Source organism: Ornithinicoccus halotolerans (genome assembly GCF_009602535.1).
Classification (GTDB): Bacteria; Actinomycetota; Actinomycetes; order Actinomycetales; family Dermatophilaceae; genus Ornithinicoccus; species Ornithinicoccus halotolerans.
The window spans coordinates 1-12,885 of sequence record NZ_WIQI01000081.1 but is presented as its reverse complement, the minus strand read 5'-3'; the positions used below and the strand labels follow the sequence as shown (position 1 = coordinate 12,885).

The following is a 12,885-nucleotide window of genomic DNA, read 5'->3' as shown; positions in this document are numbered from 1 at the left end:
ACTCCCTCCGGCAGGTAGGACAGCGGGTCGTGCGCCGAGGTCTGGTCGGTGACGATGTCGACCTCGACGCCGCGGCGGGCAGCGACACCGCGGCCGCCCCGGGCGCCGACGGCATCCACCTGACCCCGCGGGAGCACGAGGTGCTGCTGCTGGTGGAGCGGGGGCTGAGCAACGGCGACATCGCCCGGCGGCTGTTCGTCACCACCAAGACGGTGAGCGTGCACGTCTCCAACGTGCTGGCCAAGCTCGGCGCCCGCAGCCGCACCGAGGCGGTCGCCGTGGCGCGCCGGGCCGGGCTGCTCGGCTGACCGGCCCGCGGGGCGGGCAGCCCGGCGGGGGAGGCGGGCCGCTACCTCACTCGGCGAAGCCGATGTCGGGGGAGACGCCCAGCCGGTCGGCCAGCGCCATGGCGTCCACTGGCGCGCGGACCTTGGCGTCGTTGTCGAAGTAGACGTACACGTCGGCCGACTCCGCCCACGCGAGCACGTCGACCGCCCACCGGTCGAGTGCCTCGTCGTCGTAGCCGCTGACGTACAGCTCGGTGTCGCCGTGCAGCCGGACGTAGACCAGGTCGGAGGTGACGTCGCGCAGCACCGGGAACTTGCCCGCGGTGTCGGCCACGACCAGCGCGACGTCGTGCTGGCGCAGCAGCTCGGGGAAGGCCGGGTCCAGGAAGCTCTGGTGCCGCACCTCCAGGGCGTGCCGCAGCCGCCGGTCCGGCAGCTGCGTGCTGGTGACGGCGCGGCCGTCGAGCCGGTGGTCGTGCCGGCCGGCGAGCTCCGCGGCCGCACCGTGGGTGCGGGGCAGGGAGGCCAAGAAGCCCGCCAGCTGGGAGGCGTCGAAGGCCAGCGTCGGCGGCAGCTGCCACAGCACCGGCCCGAGCTTCTCACCCAGGTCGAGCAGGCCCTGGGCGAAGAAGTTGGCCAGCACCGTCTCCGGCTCCCGCAGCCGCTTCATGTGGGTGATGAACCGGCCGCCCTTGACCGCGAACTCGAACCCGTGCGGTGTGGCCTGCGCCCAGGCGGTGTAGGACTCCGGGCGCTGCAGCGAGTAGAACGAGCCGTTGATCTCGATGGTGGACAGGTGCTGGGCGGCGTACTCGAGCTCCTGCCGCTGCGGCAGCCCGGGCGGGTAGAAGACCCCCCGCCACGGCGGATAGCGCCACCCGGAGATGCCGACCCGGATCTGACCCATGCTCCGATGGTGCCGCAGCCACCGGGGACGCGCGCGCCGGCGGGCACGCCGGGCGAGTCAGTCCTCGAGCTGGGCCCGCAGCTGGGCGAGCTGGCGGGCGACCGCCTCGCTGAGCTCGACCGGCTCCGGGCGCGCCTCCGGGCTGGGGTGGGTCTGGTGCTTCCTGGTCTGCGCGTGCAGCGCGGCCATCTTGGTGTCCAGCTCGGCCGCGGTGTCCGCGGCCTCCTTGAGGTCCACCCGCAGGTCCACCGGCACCTGGTCGTGGTAGCGGTAGTAGATCTTGTGCTCCAGGCTCGCCCAGAAGTCCATCGCGACGGTGCGCAGCTGCACCTCGACGACCACCGGCACGATCCGGTCGGACAGGTGCACCGGCACCTCGAAGATGCCGTGCAGGCTCCGGTAGCCGTTCGGCTTGGGTCGGGCGATGTAGTCCTTGACCTGCAGCAGCACCAGGTCGGGCTGGGCCTGCAGCGCGTCGAACACCTTGTAGACGTCGCTGCTGAAGCTGCACGTCACCCGGATCCCGGCGATGTCGGTGATGACGCGCCGGATGTCCTCGAACGACGGCCCGCACTCCCGGCGCTGCATCTTCTCCACGATGCTGTCCGGTGACTTCAGCCGGGAGGAGACGTGCTCGATGGGGTTGTCGTCGTGCAGGTGGGTGAACTCCTGCTGCAGGATCGAGATGCGGGTGGTCATCTCGTCCATGCCGAACTTGTACTCCATCATGAACCGGGAGAACTCCTCCCGGACCCGGCCCAGGTCGGCCAGTGCGGTGATGGCCGTCGACGAGGAGGAGGAGTCATCCACGAGGAGCCACTCTAGGCCGTGTCGCTGACAGCCACCGGCCCAGCGCTCAGACCACCCGGGTCTGCGGCGCCCGCTCGGCGGTCTTGCCCGGGTCCCGCTCGACGACCTCACCCAGCACGTCGTCGATGGCCGCCAGCAGGTCCGGCTCCAGCCGCACCCCGGCGGCCTTGACGTTGTCCTGCACCTGCTCGGGGCGGGAGGCGCCGACCAGGGCGGAGGCGACGTTGGGGTTCTGCAGCACCCAGGCGAGCGCCAGCTGCGGCATGGTCAGCCCCGCCTGGTCGGCCAGCGGCCGCAGCTGCTGCACCGCGGTGAGGACCTCCTCGCGCAGGAAACCGGCCATGCCCTTGCCCATCTGCTCGTCGGCGGCGCGGCTGCCCGGCTCCGGAGCCTGGCCGGGCAGGTACTTGCCCGACAGCACGCCCTGGGCCAGCGGGCTCCACACGATCTGGGAGATGCCCAGCTCCTCGCAGGCGGGCACGACCTCGGCCTCGATGACCCGCCACAGCATCGAGTACTGCGGCTGGGAGGAGATCAGCTGGAACCCCAGCTCCCTGCTGAGCCGGTGCCCCTCGCGGAGCTGGTCCGCGGTCCACTCGCTGACGCCGATGTAGAGCGCCTTGCCCTGCCGGACGATGTCGGCGAAGGCCTGCATCGTCTCCTCCAGCGGCGTCTCGGTGTCGTACCGGTGCGCCTGGTAGAGGTCGACGTAGTCGGTCTGCAGCCGCCGCAGCGAGCCGTCGATGGACTCCATGATGTGCTTGCGCGACAGCCCGGTGTCGTTCTTGCCCTTCGGCCCGGTCGGCCAGTAGACCTTGGTGAAGATCTCCAGGTCCTCGCGCCGCTCGCCGCGCAGGGCCTCGCCCAGGACGGTCTCGGCCTTGGTGTTGGCGTAGACGTCGGCGGTGTCGAACGTCGAGATGCCGTGCTCGAGCGCGGCCCGCACGCACGCGTGGGCCACCTCGTTCTCGACCTGCGAGCCGTGGGTGAGCCAGTTGCCGTAGGTGATCGCCGAGATCTTCAGCCCGCTGTTGCCGAGGTATCGAAACTCCATGGGGCAAACCCTATGAGCCGGTCCCGGGCCGCAGTACCGTGGGTCACGGCGAAGGGCCGCGATGATGGAGAGCAGCACCATCCGGGAGTCCCGGGTGCCCCGCGGGTCGCGGCACCCGGGCTGGGACGGCGTGCTCGCCGAGCTGGGGGTCGACGGGGCGGACGCTGACGTCGCGGCGGTCGCGGCGCGGCTGGACGCCGCCGGGCTCGCCCGGCTCGCCGAGGCGCTGTGGTGGACCGGGTCCCAGCGCGAGGCGATGGGGCTGTTCGAGGACGCCTACGGCCGCTACCTCGCCGAGGGCAGGGCGGAGCAGGCCGCCCGCACCGCCGTCGAGCTGGGGCTGCTGTGGGCGGTCGCCGCGGAGGAGGCGATCAGCCAGGCCTGGACCTCCCGGGCCCGCCGGCTGCTCAGCGAGCTGCCCGAGTGCCCGGTGCACGGCTACCTGCTCTACCTGGAGGCCAACATCGCGCTCTCCGCCCTGGCCGAGCCGCCCTCGGCCGAGCTGTGCGAGCAGGTGCGGGGCGTCGGGCGCCGGCACGGCGCCCCCGAGCTGGAGTGCCTCGGGCTGGCGCTGCACGGCCTGGCGCTGGTGCACGCCGGCCGGGTCGAGGAGGGCTTCGCCGCGCTCGACGAGGCGATGCTGCCGGTGGTCGCCGACCGGATCCCGCTGCTGTGGGCCGGTGACGTCTACTGCCTGGTCATCCACGTCTGTTACCAGCTGGCCGATCTGCGACGGATGCGCGCCTGGACCACCGCGATGCAGCGCTGGTGCGACCGCCGCGGCGAGCAGCGGCTCTACCGGGGCGTGTGCGAGGTGCACCGGCTGGAGCTGCTGGGCAGCGTCCAGGCCTGGTCGGAGGTCGAGCCGCGGCTGGTACAGGCCTGCGCCGAGCTGGCCCCCGGCAGCCCGTGGGCGGCCGGTGAGGGCTTCGAGCACCTCGGCGAGCTGCGCCGCCGGGCCGGTGACCTCGCCGGCGCCCAGGACGCGTTCTCCCGGGCCCGCGAGCTCGGGATCGACCCGCAGCCGGGGGAGGCCCGGCTGCTGCTGGACCAGGGCCGCCCGCAGCTGGCGGCCGAGACGTTGGGGGCATCGCTGGCCACCGCCTCCGGCCGCACCCGGCCGCGGCTGCTGGTCGCCGCGGTCGAGATCGCGCTCAGCCGGGGCCGCACCGAGGAGTCCCGCGCGGCGTGCGCGGAGCTGGTGGAGCTCGCCGAGCGGTACGGCACCCCCGGCTTCCTCACCTGGGCCGGGCAGGCCCGTGGCTCGCTGCTGCTCGCGGACGGAGACGCGCTCGGGGCGGTGCCCGCGCTGGAGTCGGCGGTGCGCATCGCCTGCGACCTGGGGGACCGGTACGAGATCGGGCGCAGCTACGCGCTGCTGGCCCGCGCTCACGAGCGGATCGGCCACGAGGCCACCGCCCGGACCCACCGGCGCGTGGCCCGGGAGGCGTTCACCGAGCTCGGCGCGCTCGCCGCGGCGCGAGCGCTGGAGCCCCCCGCTACCCCGGGCGGCCTCAGCGCCCGCGAGCTGGAGGTGCTGGGGCTCGCCGCCCGCGGCGAGAGCAACCGCGCCATCGCCCGCGCCCTGGTGATCAGCGAGAAGACCGTGGGCCGGCACCTGTCGAACGTCTACACCAAGCTCGGCGTCGGCACCCGGACCGCGGCGGCGGCCTGGGCTCGCGACCACGGCATCCTGGGCTGAGCACGGGCCAGGGACGGATGCTGTAGCGGCTCTCGCGGCAGATGCAGCATCCGCCCGATGTGGGGGCGCGGGGCTGCTTCCTAGCGTCGAGGGGACGGTGTGAACCGACCCGTCCCCCGAAGGAGAGACCATGACGATCACCGAACCCCAGGCCCGTCCGGGCCACCCCCTGCCCCCTGCCGCCGAGGCACCCGCCCTCAGCCCTGAGCAGGCCGCTGACCGGCTGATGCAGATTTGGACGGAGATGGGCACCGGGCTGCTGCTCGCGCTGGCCGACCGCACCAGCCTGCTGGAGACGCTCGCCGAGCGCGGGCCGTCCACCAGCGCCGAGCTGGCGCAGGCCGCCGGGCTGCAGGAGCGCTACGTCCGGGAGGTCCTGGACGGGCTGTTCGTCTCCCGCCTGCTCAGCCTGGACACCCGCACCCGCCGCTACGCCGTGCCGGAGGAGTTCGTGCCCGTGCTCACCAGCGCCGGCGGGCCCGACAACATGGTGCGGCTGATGCGCTACGCCGAGCTGGCCACCGTCCTCGACAAGGTCGAGCAGGCAGCCCGCCACGGTGGTGGGACCAGCTACGCCGACTACGCCCACTTCCAGGAGCTGCAGGCCGAGGACAGCGGCGCCGTGTTCGAGGCGACCCTGCTCGACCAGGTGGTGCCGCTGGTGCCGGACCTGCCGGAGCGGCTCGAGGGCATCGAGGTGGTCGACCTCGGCTGCGGCCGCGGCCGGGCCGTCACCCTGCTGGCGGAGGCCTACCCGCAGAGCCGGTTCACCGGCATGGACTTCTCGGCCGAGGCCGTGCAGTTCGCGCAGGCCGACGCGGCGGCCCGTGGCCTGGCCAACGCCGAGTTCCGGCTGCAGGACGTGGCCCGGTGGGACGAGCCCGGCCGCTACGACCTGGTCACCGCCTTCGACGCGATCCACGACCAGGCCGACCCGGCCGCCGTGCTGCGCGCGGCGCGCCAGGCGCTGCGATCCGGCGGGACCTTCCTGATGGTCGACATCGCCGGCTCCAGCCAGCCGGAGGGCAACCTGGAGCTGCCGTGGGCGCCGATGCTCTACGCGGTCTCGGTGCTGCACTGCATGGCCGTCTCCCTTGGCCAGGACGGGCTCGGGCTGGGCACCATGTGGGGCCGGCAGCAGGCGCTGCAGATGCTGGCCGAGGCCGGATTCAGGCACATCGACCCGATCGACGTCGAGGAGGACCCCTTCAACACCTACTACGTGGCCCGCCCCTGAGGTCCCGGTGCTGGCCCGGCCCCCGCCGAGGGCCGGGCCAGTCCGTGGTCCTCGCTCGCCAGGACAGGCCGCCGCCGGGTGGCTACCTTGGCCTCGTCGGGACAGGGACAGGGACAGAGACTCGGCGGGGAGGGGTTATGGGACGCAGCCGCCGGGCGGCGGGACTCACCGGAGCCGTGGCCGCCCTGGTGCTCGCGGCGTGCAGCGGCGACGACGGCCGCGTCGAGCTGGAGTTCTTCCAGTTCAAGCCCGAGGCGGTGCAGGCCTTCGACGACATCATCGCCGCCTTCGAGGCGGAGCACCCGGGCATCCGGGTGGTGCAGAACCACGTGCCGGACGCCGACACCGCGATCCGCACCCTCCTGGTCAAGGACAAGACCCCCGACGTCATCACGCTGAACGGCAGCGGCAACTTCGGCCGGCTGGCCACCTCGTGCGTCTTCGCCGACCTGAGCGACATGACGTCGGTCATCGAGTCGATCAACCCCGACGTCCAGCAGGTGCTCGACGACCTGGGGACCTGCGAGGACCAGGTGAACGGGTTGCCGTTCGCCTCCAACGCCAGCGGCGTCATCTACAACACGGAGGTGTTCGAGGAACACGGTCTGGACGTCCCGCGGACCTGGCCGGAGTTCCAGCAGGTGGTCGAGGCGCTCGAGGGCACCGACGTCATCCCGCTCTACGGCACCTACGCGGACCCGTGGACGCTGCTGCCGACGTTCAACAACCTCAGTGGGGCCATGGTCGAGCAGGGCTTCTGGCAGCAGATGCGGAAGGCGGGGGAGGACGTGGGGCCGGAGAGCGCGGTGTCCTTCAGCAACGACTACGCCCCGGTGGCCGAGCGGTTCGTCGAGGTCTTCTCCTACACCCAGTCCGACGCACGCAGTCGCGGCTACGACGACGGCAACCGCGCCATGGCCGAGGGCGAGGCCGCGATGCTCGCCCAGGGCTCCTTCACCCTGCCCGCGATCCGGGCCGTCGATGAGGAGGCCCCGCTGGGCATGTTCGTGATGCCGGCCGGGGAGCAGGAGTCCGACAACGTGCTCGTCTCCGGCGTCGACGTGGCGGTGGCCATCGGCGGGGACACCGACCACCCGGAGGAGGCCCGGCGCTTCGTGGAGTTCATGTTCTCCCCGGAGGTCGTCAGCGAGTACGCCACGGCGCAGAGCGCCCTCTCCCCGCTGCTCGACGCACCGCAGAACGACGACCCGGCCCTCAGCGGGATTCTCCCGCTCTACGAGGAGGGACGCATCACCGGGTACGCCGACCACCAGATCCCCGCGGCGGTCAACCTCGAGGCGCACGTGCAGACGCTCGTGCTCAGCGGCGACACCGACGCCTTCCTGGCCGCCCTGGACAACGAGTGGCGCAAGGTCGCGGCTCGGACGATCGACTTCGAGGAGGGCGGATGACCGTCTACAAGGCGGCGGAGGAGCCACGCCGGACCGCACCCACGCCGGACCCCTCCGACCGCTCCCGCTCCCGCCGCGCGCCGGGGATCCCCAAGACGATCTGGGCGATGGTCCTGCCCGCGTTCCTGCTGTTCTTCTTCTTCCACACCGTCCCGGTCCTCACGGGCATCTTCTACTCGTTCACGAACTTCGCCGGCTACGGGGAGTGGCGCTTCGTCGGGTTCTCGAACTACGTGAACCTGTTCCGCGACGAGCGCGTGTTCAGCGCCTACCGGTTCACGTTCTGGTTCGCGCTCGTCTCCACGGTGCTGGTCAACGTGATCGCGCTGGCCATCGCCGTAGGGCTGAACGCGCGGATCAAGCTCAAGACGACGTTCCGGGCGGTCTTCTTCCTGCCGCACGTGCTCGCGATCCTCATCGTGGGCTACGTCTTCAACTACATGTTCGCCAACTCGCTGCCGACCATCGCCGAGCGGATGGGGATCACTGCGCTGAGTGCCTCCATCCTTGCCAACGAGGACCTCGCCTGGGTCGGGGTGGTGATCCTCGCGGTGTGGCAGGCGGCGGCCTTCAACATCATCCTCTACCTGGCCGGGCTGCAGACCGTCCCGAGCGAGGTCTACGAGGCGGCCAACCTGGACGGCGCCTCCTCGTGGCAGCAGTTCCTCCGCATCACCTTCCCCCTGATCGGGGCCTTCTTCACCATCAACATGGTGCTGTCGCTGAAGAACTTCCTGCAGGTCTTCGACCACATCGTCGCGCTCACCAACGGCGGGCCGGGCACGGCCACCGAGTCGATCTCGCTGCTGATCTACCGGGGCGGGCTGCAGGGCGGTGAGTACGCGTACCAGACGGCGAACGCGGTGGTCTACCTCATCGCCATCGTCGTGCTGTCGCTGATCCAGTTCCGGATCCTGCAGCGGAGGGAGGCGTCGTTCTGATGAGCAGCGCGACCGAGGCCACCCAGGCCCCCGCCCGGCGGCGTCGCACCGGCGCCGGCGAGCGCACCAACTGGCCGGCCACCATCATCATCGCGGTCTGCTCGCTGTCGGTGCTGATCCCCCTCTACTTCACCGTGGTGACCGCCTTCAAGACCCCGGACCAGCTCGGCGGCACCGGTTTCGAGCTGCCGCAGGGGCTGGCCTGGGAGAATTTCTCCACCGCCTGGGAGCTGACGAGCTTCCCGCGGGCGCTGCGCAACAGCGCGGTCGTCACCGGTGGAGCGGTGCTGCTGACGCTGCTGACCAACTCCATGGTCGCCTACGCCATCGCGCGCCACATGGACCGCTCCCGGGTCTTCACGCTGCTGTACTACTACTTCATCGCGGCGCTGTTCGTGCCCTTCCCGATCATCATGCTGCCAGTCGTGCGGCAGACGGCGCTGCTCGGTCTGGACAACCCGATCGGGCTGATCATCCTCTACACGGTGTACGGGCTGAGCCTGAACATCTTCATCTACGTGGCCTACGTGCGCTCCATCCCGATCGAGCTGGAGGAGGCCGCGCGGACGGACGGGGCCAGCACCTGGACGACGTTCTGGCGGATCATCTTCCCGCTGCTAGCGCCGATGAACGCCACGGTCGCCATCCTCACCTCGATGTGGGCGTGGAACGACTTCATGCTGCCGTTGGTGATCCTGAGCGAGCCGGAGCACCAGACGCTACCCCTCGTCCAGTACGTCTTCCAGGGACAGTTCACGACGAACTACTCCGTCGCCTTCGCCTCCTACCTCATGGCGCTGCTGCCCATGGTGCTGGTCTACGTCGTGGCCCAGCGGTGGGTCATCTCCGGCGTGATGCGGGGGAGCGCCAAGTAGCGCCGGTCAGGTCGCCGCTCAGCGGGGTGACTCGGGGTTCCCGAACACGCCCACCAGCCCGTCCAGCACCACCCGCAGGCCGAACTCGAAGGACTCCTCCGGGCCCGCGCCGAAGGCCTCCATGTCCAGCCCGGCCAGCACCGGGAACCGGCCGGACGCCATCGCCGAGACCAGGACCGGCTCCTGGGCCTGCCAGAACTCCTCGGTGCTGACCCCGGTGCGCTGCTCGGCGATCATCGCCCCGTTGACGGTGCGGGCCAGGCTGGCCACGAACCCCTCGAGCGTGGTGATGGCCAGGATCTGCTGCCGGTGCTCGACGTCGGTGCCGGACAACCCGGTGAGCAGCGCCTCGAGCCCGGCGAGGGCGTTGGGGCCCAGCAGCGGCCGGCTCTGGTCGACGAACGGCAGCCACGGGTGCCGGCGGTACAGCTCCCAGGTCTCCCGGGCGTAGCGCTCCAGTGCGGCGCGCCAGTCCGTCGGGAAGGGCGCCCTGACCTCGCCGAGGTTGACCCGGTCCAGCATCAGGTCCAGCAGCTCGTCCTTGCCCGGCACGTAGCGGTACAGCGACATCGTCCCGACGCCCAGCTCGGCCGCGACCCGTCGCATCGACACCGCCTCCAGCCCATCGGCGTCAGCCACCCCGATCGCGGTGTCGACGATCCGGTCGAGGGAGAGCCGGGCGTCCCGGCCGGCGTCGGCGCCGGCCGGCTCCTGCCACATCAGCGCCATGCTGCGGTGGACATCACCAGCCCCGCTGCTCTCGGTGCTCATCGCGCTCCCTTCCGCATGAGAAAAACTCCTTGCCGGACCCTGAGCGTACACTGTACTCTCCGTGCGTACGGTGTACTCAGGAGGTACTCGATGAACGATTCCGACGGCGGGCTCGCCGTCCAGGCAGTCGGCCTGGTCAAGCGGTACGGCAAGGTGACCGCCCTCGACGGGTTCGACCTGGAGGTCACCCGCGGCAGCGTGCACGGCCTGCTCGGGCCGAACGGGGCCGGTAAGACGACGGCGGTGAAGATCCTGACCACGCTGATCCAGGCGGACGCCGGCACGGCCACGGTGGCCGGCGCCGACCTGCGGCGCGACACCCAGGAGGTGCGGCGCCGCATCGGCCTGGCCGGTCAGTACGCCGCCGTGGACGAGATCTTGACCGGCCGGCAGAACCTGGAGATGTTCGGCCGGCTGTTCCACCTAGGCAGCTCCCGGGCCCGCGCCCGGGCGGCGGAGCTGCTCGAGCAGTTCGCGCTCACCGCAGCGGCGGACAAGGGCGTGAAGGAGTACAGCGGTGGCATGCGCCGGCGGCTCGACCTGGCCTCGAGCATGATCCTGGCCCCACAGCTGATGTTCCTCGACGAGCCCACCACTGGGCTCGACCCGCGAGGCCGGGGCGAGGTGTGGGAGGCGGTGCGCGCGCTCGTCCGCCAGGGCACCACCGTGCTGCTGACCACCCAGTACCTGGAGGAAGCCGACCAGCTCGCCGACCGGATCACCGTCATCGACCGCGGCCGCCGGATCGCCGACGGCAGCCCGGCCGAGCTGAAGCGACAGATCGGTGGCGACCAGGTCGAGGTGACCGTGCTGGAGCGAACCGACGTGGCGGCGGCCGAGGCCGCCTGCGCGGCGGTGTCCGAGCTGACCCCGCTGGTGGACCCGGACCGGCGCCGGGTGATCGTGCCGGTGGAGCAGCAGCTGGACGCGCTGGCCGAGGTGGCCCGCCGGCTGCAGGCCGCGGGTGTCGAGGTCGAGGACGTGGGGCTGCGCCGGCCCACCCTGGACGAGGTGTTCCTGCGGCTCACCGGACACCCCGCCGAGGACGAGACGCCGGCCCAGGACGAGCCCCAGCCCGAGGGGGTGGCCCGGTGATGACCACGGACCTGCGCCCGCAGCAGCGGTCCTCGGCCTACTGGGCCGTCGTCGACTCCTGGACCATGGTGCGCCGCGGCCTGCTCTACTACGTCCGTCAACCCACCACGATCCTGTGGCAGCTGGGCTTCCCGATCGTGTCGGTGCTGCTGTTCGTCTACGTCTTCGGCTCGGCGATGAACATCGGCGACGGCGCGGACTACACCTCCTTCGCGATGCCGGGGATGTTCGCCATGACGATGGCCTTCGGGTTCATGAACACCGCCTACGCGGTGGTCCTGGACAAGGAGAAGGGCGTCACCGACCGGTTCCGCTCGATGCCGATGGCGCCGTCGGCCGTGGTGAGCGGCCGCGGCTTCGGCGACGTGCTCGGCGCGGCCGTCGACCTGCTGGTGCTGGCGATGATCGCCCTAGTCATCGGGTGGCGCTCGGACGGGACGCTGCTGGAGACGCTCTACGCGTTCTTCCTGCTGCTGTGGCTGCGGTTCGCGCTGATCTGGATCGGCATCTGGATGGGGCTGGGCGTGAAGAACACCGAGGCCGCCGGCAACCTGTTCGCGGTCGCGTTCCCGTTCGGGATGATCTCCAGCGTCTTCACGCCGCCGTCGATGATGCCGGACTGGCTGGGCTTCATCGCGATGTGGAACCCGGTGTCCTCGACCGCGACCGCCATCCGGGAGCTGTTCGGGAACCCCGCCCCCGTCGGCGGGTCCTGGATCGAGCAGCACGCCCAGCTGATGGCGCTGGTGTGGCCACTGCTGATCACCGCGATCTTCCTGCCGATGGCGGTCCGCCGCTACCAGCGGCTGTCGCGCTGACCGGTGCCCTTCGCGGGCCGGCGGCCAGTGGTCCGGCACCTGCTCGTAAGGTCTCGGCATGATCACTGAGCAGCCGACAGCCTCCGGCGCCACGGCCCACGAGCCCCGCAACCCGCTGCGCCGCCGCTGGGCGGCGGGGGAGACGGCTCGCGGTGCCTGGGTGCTGGCGCCGAGCCCCTACGTCGCCGAGGCGCTTGCCGCTGCCGGGGTCGACTACGTGTGCCTGGACATGCAGCACGGGATGCTCGACTACGTCGACGTCGTCCCGATGGTCGCGGCCGTGCACGCCCGCGGCGCGGTGCCGATCGTGCGGGTGCCCGCGGGGGCGCCGTGGCTGATCGGCAAGGTCCTGGACGCCGGCGCCGGAGGCGTCATCGTCCCCATGGTGGAGACCGCCGACGACGCCGCGGCGGCGGTCGCCGAGGCTCGGTACGCGCCGGTGGGGCGCCGCTCCTACGGACCGGCGCGGGCGTCCGTCCTGCACGGCACCACGGACCCCGCTGAGCTGTCCGACGTCGTGGTCGCGGTCATGGTTGAGACCCGGCGCGGGGTGGACCGCGTCACCGAGATCGCCGCGACACCGGGCCTGGACGCCGTCTACGTCGGGCCGGCGGACCTGTCGATCTCGCTCGGGCTCCCGCCGGTCTTCGAGCACGCCGACGGGGAGCACCCGCGGGCACTGGAGCGGGTGCGAGCCGCCTGCGCGGAGAGCGGGATCGTCGCGGGCGTCCACTGCCCGGACGGTGCGGCGGCCCGCCGACGGCTGGAGCAAGGCTTCCGGATGGTCAACGTGGCCACCGACCTGGAGCTGGTGCGGGCCGGCACCGCGGAGCAGCTGCGCGTCAGCGAGCCGGCCTAGGCGCCTCGCTGCTCCCGCAGCTCGCCCTGCTGGTGGTCCTCGGCCCACGCCTTCAGCACCGCGGCCGTGCTCTCATCCCGTCCCGTCGCCGGCAGGTAGTTCCGGACGAGCGTGTTG

13 protein-coding genes and 1 pseudogene are annotated in these 12,885 nt (G+C 71.6%); 9 read left to right on the top strand and 5 right to left on the bottom strand.

From position 1 onward, the window contains the following. A pseudogene (locus GFJ45_RS17090) lies at positions 1–77 on the bottom strand (hypothetical protein); the annotation flags it as partial. Between the two features lie 63 nt (positions 78–140). Between GFJ45_RS17090 and GFJ45_RS17085 the strand changes: the two are divergent. Then, complete coding sequence (locus tag GFJ45_RS17085; RefSeq protein ID WP_407670397.1) at positions 141–308, top strand: response regulator transcription factor; 168 nt, start codon at positions 141–143, stop codon at positions 306–308. A gap of 46 nt (positions 309–354) precedes the next feature. On the opposite strand, the gene GFJ45_RS12310 is transcribed toward GFJ45_RS17085, so the two are convergent. The 3 genes from GFJ45_RS12310 to GFJ45_RS12300 form a co-directional block, all read right to left on the bottom strand. Then, positions 355–1,194 carry a DUF72 domain-containing protein gene (locus GFJ45_RS12310; protein ID WP_153397635.1) on the bottom strand — a complete coding sequence of 280 codons (840 nt, stop codon included), beginning with the start codon at positions 1,192–1,194 and terminating at the stop codon, positions 355–357. Between the two features lie 57 nt (positions 1,195–1,251). Further along, on the bottom strand, positions 1,252–1,923 hold the full coding sequence (locus GFJ45_RS12305; RefSeq protein ID WP_153397639.1) for a GTP pyrophosphokinase: 672 nt from the start codon (positions 1,921–1,923) through the stop codon (positions 1,252–1,254). A 127-nt stretch (positions 1,924–2,050) separates the two neighbouring features. After that, positions 2,051–3,058, bottom strand: coding sequence for an aldo/keto reductase family protein (locus GFJ45_RS12300; RefSeq protein ID WP_153397633.1), 1,008 nt, complete (start codon positions 3,056–3,058; stop codon positions 2,051–2,053). A gap of 61 nt (positions 3,059–3,119) precedes the next feature. Here GFJ45_RS12300 and GFJ45_RS12295 point away from each other — a divergent pair, with 61 nt between their 5' ends. The 5 genes from GFJ45_RS12295 (at position 3,120) to GFJ45_RS12275 (ending at position 9,225) form a co-directional block, all read left to right on the top strand. Next, a complete protein-coding gene (locus GFJ45_RS12295) occupies positions 3,120–4,760 on the top strand; it encodes a LuxR family transcriptional regulator (protein WP_194288650.1) in 1,641 nt (546 codons plus the stop codon). Between the two features lie 130 nt (positions 4,761–4,890). Further along, entirely contained in the window at positions 4,891–5,997 is a 1,107-nt protein-coding gene (locus GFJ45_RS12290; RefSeq protein ID WP_153397630.1) for a class I SAM-dependent methyltransferase, read from the top strand. A gap of 137 nt (positions 5,998–6,134) precedes the next feature. Further along, entirely contained in the window at positions 6,135–7,409 is a 1,275-nt protein-coding gene (locus GFJ45_RS12285; RefSeq protein WP_153397627.1) for an ABC transporter substrate-binding protein, read from the top strand. Further along, on the top strand, positions 7,406–8,350 hold the full coding sequence (locus tag GFJ45_RS12280) for a carbohydrate ABC transporter permease (protein WP_153397625.1): 945 nt from the start codon (positions 7,406–7,408) through the stop codon (positions 8,348–8,350). The genes GFJ45_RS12285 and GFJ45_RS12280 overlap by 4 nt, the downstream gene beginning before the upstream one ends. Beyond that, positions 8,350–9,225: a carbohydrate ABC transporter permease gene (locus GFJ45_RS12275; protein WP_153397623.1), complete on the top strand. Its 876-nt coding sequence runs from the start codon at positions 8,350–8,352 to the stop codon at positions 9,223–9,225. Before GFJ45_RS12280 ends, GFJ45_RS12275 begins: the two co-directional genes overlap by 1 nt. Positions 9,226–9,243: 18 nt before the next feature. On the opposite strand, the gene GFJ45_RS12270 is transcribed toward GFJ45_RS12275, so the two are convergent. Beyond that, positions 9,244–9,996, bottom strand: coding sequence for a TetR/AcrR family transcriptional regulator (locus tag GFJ45_RS12270; RefSeq protein WP_153397621.1), 753 nt, complete (start codon positions 9,994–9,996; stop codon positions 9,244–9,246). Between the two features lie 90 nt (positions 9,997–10,086). On the opposite strand from GFJ45_RS12270, the gene GFJ45_RS12265 reads away from it, so the two are divergent. Genes GFJ45_RS12265 through GFJ45_RS12255 form a run of 3 tightly spaced genes read left to right on the top strand, consistent with a single transcriptional unit; the run spans position 10,087 to position 12,768 of the window. Next, the gene (locus tag GFJ45_RS12265; RefSeq protein ID WP_153397619.1) at positions 10,087–11,091 is read left to right on the top strand and encodes an ATP-binding cassette domain-containing protein; all 1,005 of its coding nucleotides are present in this window, start codon (positions 10,087–10,089) and stop codon (positions 11,089–11,091) included. Beyond that, entirely contained in the window at positions 11,091–11,909 is an 819-nt protein-coding gene (locus GFJ45_RS12260) for an ABC transporter permease (RefSeq protein WP_153397637.1), read from the top strand. Before GFJ45_RS12265 ends, GFJ45_RS12260 begins: the two co-directional genes overlap by 1 nt. A gap of 58 nt (positions 11,910–11,967) precedes the next feature. Next, entirely contained in the window at positions 11,968–12,768 is an 801-nt protein-coding gene (locus tag GFJ45_RS12255; protein WP_153397617.1) for an HpcH/HpaI aldolase family protein, read from the top strand. Positions 12,769–12,885: the final 117 nt, after the last annotated feature.

Coding starts and splice junctions, on each gene's coding strand:
- GFJ45_RS12310 (WP_153397635.1), bottom strand. CDS start 1,194: ATGGGTCAGATCCGGGTCGGCATCTCCGGGTGGCGCTATCCGCCGTGG.
- GFJ45_RS12305 (WP_153397639.1), bottom strand. CDS start 1,923: ATGATGGAGTACAAGTTCGGCATGGACGAGATGACCACCCGCATCTCG.
- GFJ45_RS12300 (WP_153397633.1), bottom strand. CDS start 3,058: ATGGAGTTTCGATACCTCGGCAACAGCGGGCTGAAGATCTCGGCGATC.
- GFJ45_RS12295 (WP_194288650.1), top strand. CDS start 3,120: ATGATGGAGAGCAGCACCATCCGGGAGTCCCGGGTGCCCCGCGGGTCG.
- GFJ45_RS12290 (WP_153397630.1), top strand. CDS start 4,891: ATGACGATCACCGAACCCCAGGCCCGTCCGGGCCACCCCCTGCCCCCT.
- GFJ45_RS12285 (WP_153397627.1), top strand. CDS start 6,135: ATGGGACGCAGCCGCCGGGCGGCGGGACTCACCGGAGCCGTGGCCGCC.
- GFJ45_RS12280 (WP_153397625.1), top strand. CDS start 7,406: ATGACCGTCTACAAGGCGGCGGAGGAGCCACGCCGGACCGCACCCACG.
- GFJ45_RS12275 (WP_153397623.1), top strand. CDS start 8,350: ATGAGCAGCGCGACCGAGGCCACCCAGGCCCCCGCCCGGCGGCGTCGC.
- GFJ45_RS12270 (WP_153397621.1), bottom strand. CDS start 9,996: ATGAGCACCGAGAGCAGCGGGGCTGGTGATGTCCACCGCAGCATGGCG.
- GFJ45_RS12265 (WP_153397619.1), top strand. CDS start 10,087: ATGAACGATTCCGACGGCGGGCTCGCCGTCCAGGCAGTCGGCCTGGTC.
- GFJ45_RS12260 (WP_153397637.1), top strand. CDS start 11,091: ATGACCACGGACCTGCGCCCGCAGCAGCGGTCCTCGGCCTACTGGGCC.
- GFJ45_RS12255 (WP_153397617.1), top strand. CDS start 11,968: ATGATCACTGAGCAGCCGACAGCCTCCGGCGCCACGGCCCACGAGCCC.